Annotated in this window: 17 protein-coding genes; 9 read left to right on the top strand and 8 right to left on the bottom strand. The window is 63.4% G+C overall.

Going from position 1 to position 13834, the window contains the following annotated elements; all coding sequences use genetic code 11:
• Window positions 1–4: 4 nt before the first annotated feature.
• Complete coding sequence (locus DFO46_RS01395; protein ID WP_120276080.1) at window positions 5–1609, bottom strand: proton-conducting transporter membrane subunit; 1605 nt, start codon at window positions 1607–1609, stop codon at window positions 5–7.
• 120 nt (window positions 1610–1729) lie between these two features.
• On the opposite strand from DFO46_RS01395, the gene DFO46_RS01390 reads away from it, so the two are divergent.
• From DFO46_RS01390 to DFO46_RS01370, 5 genes are all read left to right on the top strand, one after another.
• Entirely contained in the window at window positions 1730–2626 is an 897-nt protein-coding gene (locus DFO46_RS01390) for a LysR family transcriptional regulator (protein WP_120276079.1), read from the top strand.
• Window positions 2627–2664: 38 nt separating this feature from the next.
• Window positions 2665–3651, top strand: a complete 987-nt coding sequence (locus DFO46_RS01385; protein WP_147412727.1) for an FAD-dependent oxidoreductase — start codon at window positions 2665–2667, stop codon at window positions 3649–3651.
• 14 nt (window positions 3652–3665) lie between these two features.
• Window positions 3666–4097, top strand: a complete 432-nt coding sequence (locus DFO46_RS01380; RefSeq protein ID WP_120276077.1) for a DUF3429 domain-containing protein — start codon at window positions 3666–3668, stop codon at window positions 4095–4097.
• Window positions 4098–4186: 89 nt separating this feature from the next.
• Window positions 4187–4813, top strand: a complete 627-nt coding sequence (locus DFO46_RS01375; protein ID WP_120276076.1) for a sigma-70 family RNA polymerase sigma factor — start codon at window positions 4187–4189, stop codon at window positions 4811–4813.
• Window positions 4810–5007 carry a zf-HC2 domain-containing protein gene (locus DFO46_RS01370; RefSeq protein WP_120276075.1) on the top strand — a complete coding sequence of 66 codons (198 nt, stop codon included), beginning with the start codon at window positions 4810–4812 and terminating at the stop codon, window positions 5005–5007. The genes DFO46_RS01375 and DFO46_RS01370 overlap by 4 nt, the downstream gene beginning before the upstream one ends.
• Here the strand turns inward: DFO46_RS01370 and DFO46_RS01365 are convergent, their stop codons facing one another.
• The 5 genes from DFO46_RS01365 to pcaD are packed head-to-tail and all read right to left on the bottom strand — an operon-like array spanning window position 5008 to window position 8654.
• Window positions 5008–6057, bottom strand: coding sequence for a 3-carboxy-cis,cis-muconate cycloisomerase (locus DFO46_RS01365; RefSeq protein ID WP_120276074.1), 1050 nt, complete (start codon window positions 6055–6057; stop codon window positions 5008–5010).
• A 19-nt stretch (window positions 6058–6076) separates the two neighbouring features.
• Entirely contained in the window at window positions 6077–6691 is a 615-nt protein-coding gene (gene pcaG / locus DFO46_RS01360) for a protocatechuate 3,4-dioxygenase subunit alpha (protein WP_120276073.1), read from the bottom strand.
• Window positions 6691–7440: a protocatechuate 3,4-dioxygenase subunit beta gene (gene pcaH, locus DFO46_RS01355; RefSeq protein WP_110792534.1), complete on the bottom strand. Its 750-nt coding sequence runs from the start codon at window positions 7438–7440 to the stop codon at window positions 6691–6693. Before pcaH ends, pcaG begins: the two co-directional genes overlap by 1 nt.
• A complete protein-coding gene (pcaC, locus tag DFO46_RS01350) occupies window positions 7433–7852 on the bottom strand; it encodes a 4-carboxymuconolactone decarboxylase (RefSeq protein WP_110792533.1) in 420 nt (139 codons plus the stop codon). The genes pcaH and pcaC overlap by 8 nt, the downstream gene beginning before the upstream one ends.
• Window positions 7845–8654, bottom strand: coding sequence for a 3-oxoadipate enol-lactonase (gene pcaD / locus DFO46_RS01345; protein ID WP_120278097.1), 810 nt, complete (start codon window positions 8652–8654; stop codon window positions 7845–7847). The genes pcaC and pcaD overlap by 8 nt, the downstream gene beginning before the upstream one ends.
• 94 nt (window positions 8655–8748) lie before the next feature.
• Between pcaD and pcaQ the strand changes: the two genes are divergently transcribed.
• Entirely contained in the window at window positions 8749–9672 is a 924-nt protein-coding gene (pcaQ, locus tag DFO46_RS01340; RefSeq protein WP_110792532.1) for a pca operon transcription factor PcaQ, read from the top strand.
• Between the two features lie 4 nt (window positions 9673–9676).
• Here pcaQ and DFO46_RS01335 read toward each other — a convergent pair whose 3' ends face one another.
• Window positions 9677–10432, bottom strand: a complete 756-nt coding sequence (locus DFO46_RS01335; protein ID WP_183041916.1) for an IclR family transcriptional regulator — start codon at window positions 10430–10432, stop codon at window positions 9677–9679.
• A 140-nt stretch (window positions 10433–10572) separates the two neighbouring features.
• On the opposite strand from DFO46_RS01335, the gene DFO46_RS01330 reads away from it, so the two are divergent.
• From DFO46_RS01330 to pcaF, 3 genes are read left to right on the top strand one after another with little or no spacing between them, the layout of a single operon-like run.
• The gene (locus DFO46_RS01330; RefSeq protein ID WP_120276072.1) at window positions 10573–11280 is read left to right on the top strand and encodes a 3-oxoacid CoA-transferase subunit A; all 708 of its coding nucleotides are present in this window, start codon (window positions 10573–10575) and stop codon (window positions 11278–11280) included.
• The gene (locus tag DFO46_RS01325) at window positions 11277–11978 is read left to right on the top strand and encodes a 3-oxoacid CoA-transferase subunit B (RefSeq protein ID WP_120276071.1); all 702 of its coding nucleotides are present in this window, start codon (window positions 11277–11279) and stop codon (window positions 11976–11978) included. Before DFO46_RS01330 ends, DFO46_RS01325 begins: the two co-directional genes overlap by 4 nt.
• 10 nt (window positions 11979–11988) lie before the next feature.
• Complete coding sequence (gene pcaF, locus DFO46_RS01320) at window positions 11989–13194, top strand: 3-oxoadipyl-CoA thiolase (protein WP_120276070.1); 1206 nt, start codon at window positions 11989–11991, stop codon at window positions 13192–13194.
• Between the two features lie 39 nt (window positions 13195–13233).
• Here pcaF and DFO46_RS01315 read toward each other — a convergent pair whose 3' ends face one another.
• Window positions 13234–13830, bottom strand: a complete 597-nt coding sequence (locus DFO46_RS01315; RefSeq protein ID WP_120276069.1) for a DUF922 domain-containing protein — start codon at window positions 13828–13830, stop codon at window positions 13234–13236.
• Window positions 13831–13834: the final 4 nt, after the last annotated feature.

Raw genomic sequence — 13834 nt, 5'->3', positions numbered from 1 at the left:
CGGTTCACTCCTGGACATGGGCGGTGGAAGGGGTGGGAAATGAGCGGGCGTCTGTGCGCGGTCGCGGCAGTCTCCAGCCGCCAAGCAATCGGTCGAACAGCGCATTCACATAAAGACCGTTGGAGAGATGCACCCGGAGACCGGCAGCGGCCGGATGATAGGCCCAGAGCGGGAAGAGCGCCTGGGCGACGGCAACGGCGCCGAAGGTGACAACGGCAAGCACCATCAGCGTCCATTCGAGCGGTCCCGGCTGCGGGGCGGCCGGCAGCGTGCCGATCAAGAGCTTGTCGGCGCCGCGCTGCAGGGCGAAATAGGCGGTCGCTGCCGAGACGGAATAGAGCGAGGTGCGCCAGGTCAGCGCCCACGGCGCCGCATCGGCGAGCCCTTGCGCTATCAGATAGGCCGTGCCGAAGATCAGGATCGCGCCCAGCGCCAAGGCCTGGGGCGGCTTGTCGGCAAAGCCGAACAGCACGCCGATCACCGCATAGATGGCAAGCGCCAGCAGGAAGGCACGACCGACCGCCCGTGCATCGGGAATGGTGACTGGACCCGGCCGACGGGCCGCAGCGACCGTTTCGATGGCCGAGCCGGAGGCAAGGAAGGCATGCGCCTTGTAGAGCGAATGGGCAACGATATGCAGCAGCGCGATCGGGAAGAGCGCCAGGCCGCATTGCAGGATCATGAACCCCATCTGCGCCACCGTCGACCAGGCAAGCGAAGTCTTCACCGCCGATTGCGTCAGCATGACGAGGCTGCCGAAAAGCGCCGTGAACCCGCCGATCATCACCAATACCGCAAGCACCCCCGGCGCCTGCAGCATGACATCGGCAAAACGGATCAGCAGAAAGCCGCCTGCATTGACCACGCCGGCATGCAACAAGGCTGACACCGGCGTCGGAGTCTCCATCACTTCGGTGAGCCAGCCATGGGTGGGGAACTGCGCCGACTTGAGCAGCGCGGCCAGCGCCAGCAGGGCGGCAGCCGCAATCGTGAGGGGTTGGACAGCACCTTCGCGGGCTTCCGCCAGGATTGAGGTTATGTCACCGGTGCCAAAGACAAGCCAGAGCAGCACAGCAGCCCCGACGAGCGCGAGATCACCGGTGCGCGAAACGATGAACTTCTTGCGCGCCGCCCGTTGCGCCGCGATCCGCTCGGGATAGAAGAGCAGCAATTGATGCAGCAGCAGGCTTGTCGCGATCCAGCCGGTGACGAGCTGAGCCAGAGTGCCGGACTGGACAAGCAGGAGAACGGCCGCCAGCGTCGCCGTCATCCAGCCGGTGAAGGCACCTTGCCGAGGCTCGCCATCCAGAAAAGTGCCGGCATAGCGCAGCACCACCCAGCCGATGAAGGAGACCAGCCCCAGCATGATGAGGCTGACGAGATCCAGCCGTGAGGCGAAGGAGAACGGCGCCAGGCCAATCGCGGGGCTGCTGCCGGCGCCGAACTGCCAGAGAACGACACCCGAGCCCACCGCAACCGCGATGCTGCCAAGGGCCGCCGCCTGCGCCACCTTCAGCGCAAAGCGAGGTCGAAGACCCGGACTGAGAAAGCTGATGGCAGAGGCGATGAGCAGCAGCAGCGGGGCGAGAAGCGGCAAGGCATGGATCACGGGGCATCTCCGGTCTGGCGGCCCTGATCGGCCGGCTGGAAACTTCACGGACCAGTTACCAGCCGGTGATGTGCAATAAAAATTCATTGTTTCGAGAAATTCGTTCTATTAAATAGAACCATGTCGGAGCTGAACTATCACCATCTGCGTTATTTCCGCGCCGTTGCCCATGACGGCAACCTCACGCGTACAGCCGAGCGGCTGAACCTGTCGCAATCAGCTTTGTCGATCCAGATCAAGAACCTGGAAGAGCGGCTGGGCCACGCCTTGTTCGAGCGCCGTGGCCGTCAACTTTATCTGACCGAAGCCGGCCGCATCGCGCTCGACCATGCCGACACGATCTTCTCCGCTGGCGAAGAACTGGTCGAAACGCTGAAGGAAACCGGCCGCACCCGCCGGGCCATCCGCATCGGCGCGCTCGCCACCCTGTCGCGCAACTTCCAGATGGAGTTTCTGCGGCCAATCCTCGGCCGTTCCGATGTCGACATGATCCTGCGCTCCGGCAGCACCAGCGAACTCTTGGGCGCGCTGGAAAGCCTCAATCTGGATGTCGTCCTGCTCAACCAGGCACCGATGGCCGACAGTGTGACGCCCTTCGTCGCCCAGCATGTCTACCAGCAACGGGTGAGCCTCATCGGCAAGCCTGATTATGGCGAGGCCGGCACGGATCTGGCCGGGTTGCTGACCCGCCACCCCGTCATCCTTCCGACGCTCGAAAGCGGCGTGCGCTCGCAATTCGAGGCCCTGGTCGAACGGCTCGGCATCGTGCCGCAGGTCGCAGCCGAAGTGGACGACATGGCGATGATGCGCCTTCTGGCGCGCGAAGGTGCGGGCCTCGCCGTGCTCCCGCCGATCGTCGTCAAGGGCGAGTTGGAGGCCGGCAGTCTCATCGAATTCGACGCCCTGCCCGGCATGATCGAGAATTTCTATGCCGTCACCACCAGGCGCCGCTTCCCCAATCCGCTGATCCGCCCCCTGCTGGAAGCCAGTCAGAACACTCGATCCGATCGCACCTGAAACGCGTATTGGATCTGGTAAATTGCAGAGGAAACAGCGTGCCAACATCCATCGCCATCATCGGGGCGGGCCTCGCCGGCTTGACGCTCGCCCAGAGACTGACGCCGCTTGCGACCGTCACGCTGTTTGAAAAAAGCCGAGGGCTCGGCGGGCGCATGGCCAATCGCCGGCGCGGCGACTATGCCTTCGACCACGGCGCCCAGTATTTCACCGCGCGATCGGCTGGCTTCCAGGCGGTGGTGGCAGGGGCATTGGCAGCCGATAGCCTTGCGATCTGGCCTCAAGCCGTTCCGACGCTCAGCACATCCGGCGACATCGCCCCCGACCCGCGCGTCGGCGAAACCCGTTATGTCGGCACGCCCGGCATGACCGGCCTTGCCAACCATCTGGCCAAAAACCTGGACATCCGCAAGGAAACCACGGTTGCCGCACTCGGCAGGGAAGACAGGCGCTGGCGCCTGCGCGATGCGGACCAGAGCGATCTGGGCCTCTTCGACATCGTCATCTCCACTGCGCCGGCTCCACAGACCGCCACACTGATGCCGGCTGCATTCACCGGTCACGAGGCTCTTGCCCGCGCCCGCATGAGCGGCTGCTTCACCCTGATGATCGGCCTTGATGAGCCGCCAGACCTGGGGTTCGACGCTGCCCGCCTCGAGGACGAGATCCTGAGCTTCATTGCCATCGACAGCAGCAAGCCGGGGCGCGCCGGAAAACCCGCTCTTGTCGTTCACAGCCGCAACGACTGGGCCGAAGCCCATCTGGAGACCGACCGGACCCAAGTGCAGGAGCAGCTGTTGGCCGCATTGGCCCGATGCACCGGCCGCAATTTCCGCTCCGCCCGCTGGATCGACCTCCATCGCTGGCGCTATGCGGCTGTCGACCAACCGGCGAGTGAGCCTTTCCTTTTCGATCCCGATCTCGGCCTTGGCGCCTGTGGCGACTGGTGCATCGGCAACCGGGTCGAAGCCGCCTTCGAAAGTGCAGCGGCGCTTGCCGATGCCCTGCATGGCCTCCTTCGTTGATCAGAGGTGACCTCATGTATCGAGAAAAGCCACTCTCCAGCCTCCTCGCTTACCTCGGCGCCCTCCCCTTCTGGGCCATCGCCATCGCCCCTTTTGCCGGGATTGATGCTGCCATGGCGCAAAGCGCTTTCATCGCCTACGGGACCGGTATCGCCTGCTTCATGGCTGGCACGATCTGGAGCCAGGCGCAGATCAGTCCGGCGAAATCGAGCGGCCTTCTGCTCTTCAGCAATGCGGCGGCGCTGATTGCGATCGCAGCTCTGCTGTTGCATCACGCTTTGCTCGTGCCTGCCCTTCTGCTTCAGGCCGGCACTTTTCTGCTGTTGCTTTTGGCCGACCATCGGATGTTCCGCAAAGGCGACCAGCCGGCCTGGTATTTCGCCCTCAGGCGCAATGTGACGGCCCTCGTCTTGCTCGCCTATGGCCTCGCGATCATGGGCGCGTAAATTTTCTGAGCCCCGCCTGTAAGAAGCCCTCCGCTTCTGCGACTATACCTCTGCTGGTCTTTTTGCCGGCAGGGGCGTGAGGGCAAGGCATGCAGAAACGGCGTGAAGAGATTGCGGGGGCCGATGATCGGGCGTCCGCCTTTCTGTCGGATGGTGTCTATGTGGGAGAACTGCGCGAACGCATGCTGAAATTCGCCATGCTGCAGCTTTCCGATCCTCAGATGGCCGAAGACGCGGTCCAGGAAGCCTTGGCAGGCGCGCTCCGCAACGCCGGCGCCTTTGCCGGCCGCTCCGCCTTTCGCACCTGGGTCTTCGCCATCCTGCGCAACAAGATCGCCGACCAGCTGCGCCACAAGAAGCGGACGGCAAACCTGATTTCCATTCCGCTCGGCACCGGCGACGATGATGAGCCAGGTTATTTCGATGCACGCGGCCACTGGTCGGTCGAGCATCAGCCGAGCCATTGGGGCAATCCGGAAGTCGACCTGCTCGGCAAGGATTTCTGGCGGATCTTCGAGACCTGCCTTGATCATCTGCCACCGGATCAGGGCCGCGTCTTCATGATGCGGGAATTCGTCGAGCTGGAGACACACGAAATCTGCGCCGAACTCGATATCACCGTGACCAATCTTCATGTGCTGATGCACCGGGCGCGCCTGCGGCTGCGCAACTGCCTCGAGGGACACTGGTTCGCACCGAAGGAGACGATGGCATGATCAAATGCGACGAGGCGACGAGATTGGCATCCGACCGGCTGGATCGCGGCCTCACGGTGCGCGAAGGCCTGGGCCTGCGCCTGCATTTGTTCGGCTGTGACAAGTGCAGCCAGTTCGTCCGTCAGGTGCAGACCATCCGCAGCATCAGCCGGCGTTACATTAAAACTGACGGCGCCGGGCGCGGCGAGACCTGATCAGGCGTCGCCCAACCGCTCGACGGAGCCGAGCAGGTCTGCCGCGATCCGCGTCGATGCGCCCGCTGCGACGGCCATCTGCGGCAGCAGCATCCATTCGAGCGTCCAGGCCGCCCCCGACCGCTCCTGCTCATGCACCATCGCCTGGTGCAAACCGGATATCTGGACGGCGTTGAAACGGGCGAGCGTCACCAGGACCTCGGCCTTGACCGGATTGCGCTTGTGCGGCATGGCCGAGGATGCACCGCCGCCGCCGAGGAGCGCCGTTCCGGCATCGGCCATCAGCGCCAGATCCTGCCCCGTCTTGCCGAGACTGCCCGTGATGCGGGCAAAAAGACCGCCGAGTTCGGTGATGATGCTGCGCTGGCTGTGCCACTGCGACCTGTCGGAAAGGCGGAGGTCTGAGGCAAGCCGCGCCCGGACCGGAACGGCCGATGTTCCGAGCTTTTCCAGCGTGCCGGCCGCACCACCGAACTGAACCGGTAGCCCCGCACCGGAGAGCGCCGCCACCGCATCACGCAGTTCCACGAGTGGCAGGCGCCAAGACTTGAGGCGGTCGGCAACCGTGATCTCGATCGCCGCCTGCATGCGCGTCCTGCCCATCAGAGGCTGGTGGCCGAAGCGGGTTTCCAAGCCGTCGAGCGCGGCGATGATGGCAGCAAGCCGTTGCGATAAAATCCGGAGCACCTCGCTCAGTCGCAGCATCATACCGCTGTCGATGGCGTCCTGACTGGTCGCCCCGAAATGCAGATGCGATGCGTGCTCGCCAAGCGCCGCACGCCATTGGCGCACCAGATCCGGGATCACCACGCCATCGCGCGCGGTTGCCTGGTTCAACGCATCGAGATCGGCAACGAAGTCTTCTGCAAGACCGGCAATCGCCTCTGCGGCGGAGACCGGGATCAGTCCCTCCTCCGCCTCGGCCTTGGCCAGCGCCACCTCGAAGGAAAGCATCGCCTGGAGTTCGGTGGCAGTGGAGAATTGCGCCGCCACCTCTGTATCGCCGAGAAGACCGGAGAGGAGGGGATGATCGAAGACGGATGCGGTCATGCTTTTTATGGCGTCCTTCTCAAAGGTCGAAGAAGACCGTCTCCTTTTCCCCCTGCAGGTGAATGTCGAAGTGATAGGTCGAACCGTCCCGCTGCGCAATCAGGGTGGGCACACGCACCCGGTGCTCGATGCGCGCCAGGATCGGATCTTCGGCATTCGCCGCCTCTTCGTCACCGAAATAGAGGCGCGTGTTGAGGCCGAGATTGATGCCGCGCGCGACGATCCAGAACGAGATATGCGGCGCCATCAGGCGTCCGTCCCGGAAGGGCACCCGGCCCGGCTTGATCGTTTCGAACCGATACTCGCCGCTGACGAGATCGCAGGGGCAGCGTCCCCAGCCGGTAAAGTGGGGATCCGCACTGCCGCGCGTCTCCGAAGGACTGTTGTACAGCCCGTCGGCATCCGCCTGCCAGATTTCGATCAGCGCATCCTTGAGCGGCGTGCCGGAGCCGTCGATGACGCGACCGGTGAGCGTGATCCGCTCGCCGCGCGTCTTGTCGTTGACCATGCTCGTGCCGAGATCGACGGGATAGACACCCTTGATGTCGGCGAAGTTCGGCGTGAGGCCGATATGGACATAGGGACCGGCCGTCTGCGAGGCGCTTTCCTTGAGGTAACCGAGATCCTGGACCATCAATTCCCCTCCATCCGGTTTTCAAACAGGGTCGAGCGCCGGCCACGGAGCACGATGTCGAACTTGTAGGCGCGGGCGTCCATCGGAATGGTCGCGGACCAGTCGAGGACGGCGACAAGCTGTTCGATCGCCTTGCGATCCGGGATGGTCAGCACGATCGGACATTTCCAGATCATCGGATCGCCCTCGAAATACATCTGGGTGATCAGGCGCTGCGAGAAACCATGGCCGAAGATCGAGAAATGGATATGCGCCGGACGCCAGTCGTTGACGCCGTTCGGCCAGGGATAAGGACCCGGCTTGATGGTGCGGAAGGCATAATAGCCGTTCTCGTCGGTGATCGTGCGGCCGCAGCCGCCGAAATTCGGATCGAGGGCCGCCAGATAGCTTTCCTTCTTGTGGCGGTAACGCCCGCCGGCATTGGCCTGCCAGAACTCGACGAGAGCGCCGGGAACGGGGCGCCCGCGCTCGTCGAGCACGCGGCCATGCACGATGATCCGCTCACCGATGGCGCTCTCGCCGGGCTTGGCGAAATTGTGGATCAGGTCGTTGTCGAGTTCGCCGAGGATTGAATGACCGAAGACCGGGCCTGTGATCTCGGACTTGGTGCCATCGAGAGACAGCAGTGCCTTTTGCGGCGAGCGCAGGACCGAGGTCTTGTAGGTCGGGGTAAAAGCCGGCGGATGCAAATTTCGGTCGCGCGGGAAGAAGGCGCCCGTCTCCGGCTTCTTGTTGGACAAATCAGTCATGATCCCCTCCCCCGATCTCGCCGGCATCCATCTTATCAAACACGTGCTTGGCGATCTTGAAAGCCCTGTTGGCTGCGGGAACACCGGCATAGATGGCGACATGCATCAGCGCTTCGGTGATATCTTCGCGGCTCGCCCCGGTATTGGCAGTGGCGCGCACATGCATGGCAACTTCTTCGTCATGCCCGAGCGCGGCCAGCAGCGCGATGGTGATCATTGACCGTTCGCGCGAACTGATGCCGGGACGCGACCAGACAGTGCCCCAGGCGCCTTCGGTGATCATCTCCTGGAAGGGCTGATCGAACGGCGTCGCGGACGACGAGGCGCGATCGACATGGGCGTCGCCCAGCACCCGGCGGCGTGTCGCCATGCCCTGTCGATAACGGTCTGATGGACTGCGGGCGTCAGCCATGGGCTGGCTCTCCTGAAATGATGGGCGCGAGGAAGGCCTCGATGAGGGTGGTGAGAATTTCCGGCTGCTCGACGCAGGGAATGTGGCCGGCGCCCTGGATGACCTCGTAGCGCGCGCCGGGCACGAGCTTGGCGAGCGACAGCACGAGTTCGGGCGGCGTTGCCCCATCCTGATCACCAACGACGCAAAGCGTCGGGACAGCGATGCGCTTGGCAGCCTCGGTGAAATCGGCATCGCGGATCGCGGCACAGGTGCCGGTATAGCCCTCGACCGGCTGGCGCAGCATCATGTTGCGATAGCCCGGGAACGCGGGATCGTTTTCGCGAAAGGACGGGGTAAACCAGCGCTCCATGACACCATCGACGATGCCCGAGAGTCCCGTTTGTTCGATCGCCGAAATCCGGGCGGCCCACATGTCAGCCGTTCCGATCTTGTGGGCCGTGTCGCAAAGGATCATCGCCTTCACAAGATCCGGACGCCGGGCATAGAGACCTTGCGCGATCAGCCCGCCGACGGACAGTCCGCAGATCACGGCATCACGAACCTTGAGATGCTCGAGCACGCCGATCAGATCGTCGACATGGTCCTCGATCGAATAGGGCGCCTGTCCGACATCAGAGAGCCCGTGACCACGCTTGTCATAGGTCAGCAGCGGATAGCTGCCGGCGAGCCGGACGATCACATCGCGCCAGATACGGAAATCGGTGCCGAGCGAATTGATGAAGACGATGACCGGCTTGTTGCCCGGCCCACCGATGATCTGGTGATGCAGGCTGACGCCGTTGACCTGAACGAACTGCACGGGTTCCTCCTCCGTTGACACCATATTGCTCATGCGATTTGGTTAGGTAAAATGATGTTTTCCACGAAACATCTAACCGCAGGGTTATGATTTCATGATCGACAATCGCGTCAAGTTTCGCCATCTGCAAACCTTCGTCGAGGTCTCGCGCCAGAAAAGCGTGATGAAGGCGGCGGAATTGCTGCATGTCAGCCAGCCGGCGGTGACGAAGACGATCCGGGAACTCGAGGAGGTGCTGGGAGTCGCGGTGTTCGAACGGGACGGGCGCGGCATCAAGATCACCCGCTATGGCGAAGCGTTTCTCAAACATGCCGGCGCTGCCCTGACGGCGCTGCGCCAGGGATTCGATTCCGTTTCCCATGCGCTGCACGCCGACGCGCCGCCAATCCGGATCGGCGCCCTGCCGACGGTCTCGACCCGGATCATGCCGCAGGCAATGACGCTCTTCCTGAAGGAAGACGTGCCCGCCCGCATCAAGATCGTCACCGGCGAAAATGCTGTGCTGCTCGAACAGCTGCGGGTGGGCGACCTCGACCTCGTCGTCGGCCGTCTGGCGGCGCCCGAACAGATGACCGGCTTTTCCTTCGAGCATCTCTATTCCGAACAGGTGATCTTCTGTGTGCGCGCCGGTCATCCCCTGTTGTCGGCCGGCTCCGACCTTTTCGGCGAACTGGAGCGCTACCCGGTGCTGATGCCCACCCGGGCCTCGATCATCCGCCCTTTCGTCGAGCGGTTTCTGATAGCCAATGGCATTTCCGGCCTGCCCACCCAGATCGAGACCGTATCGGATAGTTTCGGCCGCGCCTTCGTGCGTCAGACGGATGCAGTCTGGATCATCTCCGCAGGGGTCGTGGCGACGGATCTGGCGGACGGTATCCTGGCGACGCTGCCGATCGACACAAGCGAGACCAAGGGACCTGTCGGGCTCACCGTCAGGGCGGATGCCGTTCCCTCCATGCCGCTTGCACTTTTGATGCGCACGATCCGGGAAGCGGCGATCGAGGCGGCGAAGGCATGAGACATCAGGCAAGCAGAGGTTTCAACCTCGCCTGAACCTCCCGCAAGGCCGGAAGGCAATGTCCAGGCAGTTCCGAAGCGGGCAGCACGGCAGCGGGCGCGCCGACATTGATCGCTGCGACAACACGCCCGCGATCATTGCGAACAGGAACCGCAATCGAACAAAGGCCGATTTCCAGTTCCTGGTCGATCACGGCATAACCCTGTTCGCGAACGCGCGCGATTTCTGCCTTGATCGCCATGGGATCGGTCAACGTACGCGGCGTATGCGCCTTCAACTGCGACCTCGACAAGATGGCGTCGACCTCGGCATCCGAAAGCGCTGCGAGCAACACCCGCCCCATGGACGCACTATAGGCTGGCAGCCGCGAACCGGGCATCAGGTTGATCGACATCACCCGCTTCTGGGAGGCGCGGGCGATATAGACGATCTCGCTATTGTCGAGGATCGAGGCCGAGGCGCTGTGACCCACACGTTCGGACAACTGATCGAGATGAGGCTGCAGGAGCATCGGCAACGGTGTCGCAGACAGCCAGGCATGGCCGATGCGCAAGATCTTTGGCGTAAGAGAGAAGAACTTCCCGTCGTAATCCGCATATCCAAGGTCCGCGAGTGTGAGCAGGCAGCGCCGTGTGGTGGCCCGGTCGAGCCCACTGACCTCGGACGCTTCGGTGATGCTGAGCCGCTGGCGCTCGACACCGAAAGCTTCGAGCACCTTCAGGCCTTTGGCGAAACCACCCATCAGATCCCGCTCACCAATCGCCATGCCACACTCCCCATCTTTTGTGCGATTATCGAACAAATATCAAATATCGCACAATTGCCTTGCTGTCGATGTCCGTCCGGACTTATTTGTCTGCCGAGGAGGCGGGCGACCGCCAGACGGAAACGGGAGTTCCCATGGACAAGAGAATTGCAAGCCTGGCGGATGCCGTGGCCGGGATCGGCGATGGCGCAACCGTCATGATCGGCGGCTTCGGCGGCTCCGGCGCGCCGATCGAACTCATTCACGCGCTCATCGACAAGGGCCCGAAGGGTCTGACCGTCATCAACAACAATGCCGGCAACGGTCGCATCGGCATTGCCGCGATGATCGATGCGGGTCTGGTCAGGAAGATGATCTGCTCCTTCCCGCGCTCCTCCGATCCGCGCGCCTTCACCGACCGTTATCTCGCCGGTCAGATCGAGCTGGAACTCGTGCCGCAGGGCACGCTTGCCGAGCGCATCCGCGCCGGCGGCGCCGGCATCCCGGCCTTCTACACGCCGACCGGCTTCGGCACCGAGCTTGCCAACGGCAAGGTGATTGCCGAATTCGATGGCCGCCAATATGTGCAGGAACGCTGGCTCAAGGCCGATTTCGCCATCGTCAAGGCGCATGTCGGCGACACCATGGGCAACCTCACCTACCGCATGGCCGGCCGCAACTTCAATCCGCTGATGTGCATGGCCGCCGCAAAGACCATCGCCCAGGTCTCGAAGATCGTGAAGCCCGGCGAGATTGATCCCGAGCAGGTCATAACCCCCGGCATCTTTGTCGATGGCGTCGTCGAAGTCGCCAACCCGCAACAGGAAGAAGAGCTCATCCGGGCCGGAGTGGAATACGCATGACCGACGCAACAGCCATCGACACCCGCGAGGACATCAAGCTTTCCAACGCCCAGATCGCCTGGCGCGCGGCCCAGGACATCGCCGACGGGGCCTATGTGAACCTCGGCATCGGCTTTCCGGAAATGGTCGCCAAGTTCCAGCCACCCGGCCGCGAGGCGATCTTCCATACCGAAAACGGCGTGCTGAACTTCGGTGAAGCGCCCGCTGCCGGCGAGGAAGACTGGGACCTCATCAATGCCGGCAAGAAGGCGATCACGCTGAAGCCGGGCGCTGCCTTCTTCCACCATGCCGACAGCTTCGCCATGGTCCGCGGCGGCCATCTCGACGTCGCAATCCTCGGCGCCTATCAGGTCGCGGAAAACGGTGACCTCGCCAACTGGCGCGTCGGCTCCAAGGGCGTTCCCGCCGTCGGCGGCGCCATGGATCTTGTGCATGGCGCAAAGCAGGTGGTCGTCATCACCGAACATGTGACCAAGGACGGCAAGCCGAAACTGGTCGAGCGCTGCACCTTCCCGCTGACCGGTGTCGGCTGCATCACCCGCGTGTATACGAGCCACGCCGTGATCGACATCGTCGATGGTAAGTTCGTGGTGCGCGAAAAGCTTGGCCCCATGACCATGGACGAGCTGCAGGCCATGACCGGCGCCAAGCTCCACACGGACGGTCCGGTTGCCGACCTCGTCGTGCCAGCGCTGTAAGGAAAACCCAATGACCGAAGCCTTTATCTGCGATTACATCCGCACACCCATCGGCCGTTTCGGCGGTTCGCTCTCCTCCGTCCGCGCCGACGATCTTGGCGCCGTGCCGCTGAAGGCGCTGATGGAGCGGCATTCCGGCATCGACTGGGAAGCCGTCGAGGACGTGATCTACGGCTGCGCCAACCAGGCCGGCGAAGACAACCGCAACGTCGCCCGCATGTCCGCCCTGCTCGCGGGCCTGCCCGTTTCGGTGACGGGCACCACGATCAACCGCCTCTGCGGCTCCGGCATGGATGCCGTCATCACCGCTGCCCGCGCAATCAAGGCCGGCGAGGCCGAGCTGATGATCGCTGGCGGCGTCGAAAGCATGAGCCGCGCGCCCTTCGTTTTGCCCAAGGCGGAAACCGCCTTCTCGCGCAATGCGGAGATCTACGACACCACAATCGGCTGGCGCTTCGTCAATCCGCTGATGAAGAAGCAATACGGCGTCGATTCCATGCCGGAGACCGGCGACAACGTCGCGATCGACTTCAAGGTGTCGCGTGAGGACCAGGATGCCTTTGCCGTGCGCAGCCAAGCCAAGGCGGCGGAAGCGCAAGCCAATGGCCGGTTGGCGAAGGAAATCACGCCCGTCACCGTACCCCAGCGCAAGGGCGATCCCGTGATCGTCGACCGCGACGAACATCCGCGCGCGACATCGGTTGAGGCGCTCGCCAAGCTGAAGCCGGTCAACAAGATGGAAGGGGCTACCGTCACCGCTGGCAATGCGTCCGGCGTCAATGACGGGGCCGCTGCCCTGATCATCGCTTCGGAAGCGGCCGTGAAGAAATACGGCCTCAACCCAATCGCCCGCGTCCTGGGTGGTGCGACGGCGGGCGTCCCGCCGCGCATCATGGGCTTCGGCCCGGCCCCGGCCTCGAAGAAGCTGCTCGCCCGTCTCGGCCTGACGCAACAGCAGATCGACGTCGTCGAACTGAACGAGGCCTTTGCAAGCCAGGGCATCGCCACGCTCCGCGATCTCGGCATCGCCGACGACGACCCGCGCGTCAACCGCAACGGTGGCGCCATCGCGCTTGGCCATCCACTCGGCATGTCCGGCGCGCGCATTGCCGGAACGGCCGCGCTGGAGCTCAGGGAAACAGGCGGGCGCTATGCGCTCTCCACCATGTGCATCGGCGTCGGCCAGGGCATCGCGATCGCCCTGGAACGGGTCTGATCGAGAATTGAAGGCGCCCCATGCGGGCGCCTTTTCATTTCACGGATTGAGGAAAGCCAGGATCAGCTGATGCACAGCACCGCCCGGTGACATCTCGACCTGATCGTATTCGCTGTGGCGCGCCACATGCGCATCCGAGATCGGCTTCAGCTGGGCCTGCAAAGCCGCCCGCACCTTCTTGCAGCCGGGATCGTTCTCATCGCGCAGACCGACCGAGATATCCTGGATCTGCTGGGTGAGGTCCCGCATGAACTGGCCGTGCAGTTTCTCGTGCGTCACGATCCCATCGTAGAATTTGCTCCACTTCACCGCCACGTCTGCCGGCAGTTTCTGGGTCGGCTTCGGCAAGGTGTAGGTGATGACAAGCTTCGGCTTGGCCGAAGCCAACACACAGGCCGCCCCCTGCTGTTGATAGTCCCGCTGCCAGGTCAGCTTGAAGCTCGTATGGGCGATCACACGCCCGCCGCCGAGCTTCGGGCCACGCTCGCCGATCGACTGGTAGAGTTCCATCGGCGAAGTGCCATTGACCTTGTAGTGGTCGACCTTTTCCGTCGCCGTCCACTCTTGTGCCACTGCGGCCACGGCGGCCAAGGTCGAGACAAGAAAGACAACCAGCTGGCGAGCGTTCAATGTCACTGTC

Origin of the sequence: Rhizobium sp. AG855, from assembly GCF_003610655.1 — a bacterium.
Lineage (GTDB): Bacteria > Pseudomonadota > Alphaproteobacteria > Rhizobiales > Rhizobiaceae > Allorhizobium > Allorhizobium wuzhouense.
This window is presented reverse-complemented; position numbering and strand designations above follow the sequence as displayed.

Excerpts from the sequence above, each read along its gene's own strand:
- DFO46_RS01325 (WP_120276071.1), top strand. The coding sequence starts at position 11,277 with ATGACCGACGCAACAGCCATCGACACCCGCGAGGACATCAAGCTTTCC.
- pcaH (WP_110792534.1), bottom strand. The coding sequence starts at position 7,440 with ATGACTGATTTGTCCAACAAGAAGCCGGAGACGGGCGCCTTCTTCCCG.
- pcaF (WP_120276070.1), top strand. The coding sequence starts at position 11,989 with ATGACCGAAGCCTTTATCTGCGATTACATCCGCACACCCATCGGCCGT.
- DFO46_RS01370 (WP_120276075.1), top strand. The coding sequence starts at position 4,810 with ATGATCAAATGCGACGAGGCGACGAGATTGGCATCCGACCGGCTGGAT.
- pcaQ (WP_110792532.1), top strand. The coding sequence starts at position 8,749 with ATGATCGACAATCGCGTCAAGTTTCGCCATCTGCAAACCTTCGTCGAG.
- DFO46_RS01365 (WP_120276074.1), bottom strand. The coding sequence starts at position 6,057 with ATGACCGCATCCGTCTTCGATCATCCCCTCCTCTCCGGTCTTCTCGGC.
- DFO46_RS01330 (WP_120276072.1), top strand. The coding sequence starts at position 10,573 with ATGGACAAGAGAATTGCAAGCCTGGCGGATGCCGTGGCCGGGATCGGC.
- DFO46_RS01390 (WP_120276079.1), top strand. The coding sequence starts at position 1,730 with ATGTCGGAGCTGAACTATCACCATCTGCGTTATTTCCGCGCCGTTGCC.
- pcaG (WP_120276073.1), bottom strand. The coding sequence starts at position 6,691 with ATGGTCCAGGATCTCGGTTACCTCAAGGAAAGCGCCTCGCAGACGGCC.
- DFO46_RS01380 (WP_120276077.1), top strand. The coding sequence starts at position 3,666 with ATGTATCGAGAAAAGCCACTCTCCAGCCTCCTCGCTTACCTCGGCGCC.
- pcaC (WP_110792533.1), bottom strand. The coding sequence starts at position 7,852 with ATGGCTGACGCCCGCAGTCCATCAGACCGTTATCGACAGGGCATGGCG.
- DFO46_RS01375 (WP_120276076.1), top strand. The coding sequence starts at position 4,187 with ATGCAGAAACGGCGTGAAGAGATTGCGGGGGCCGATGATCGGGCGTCC.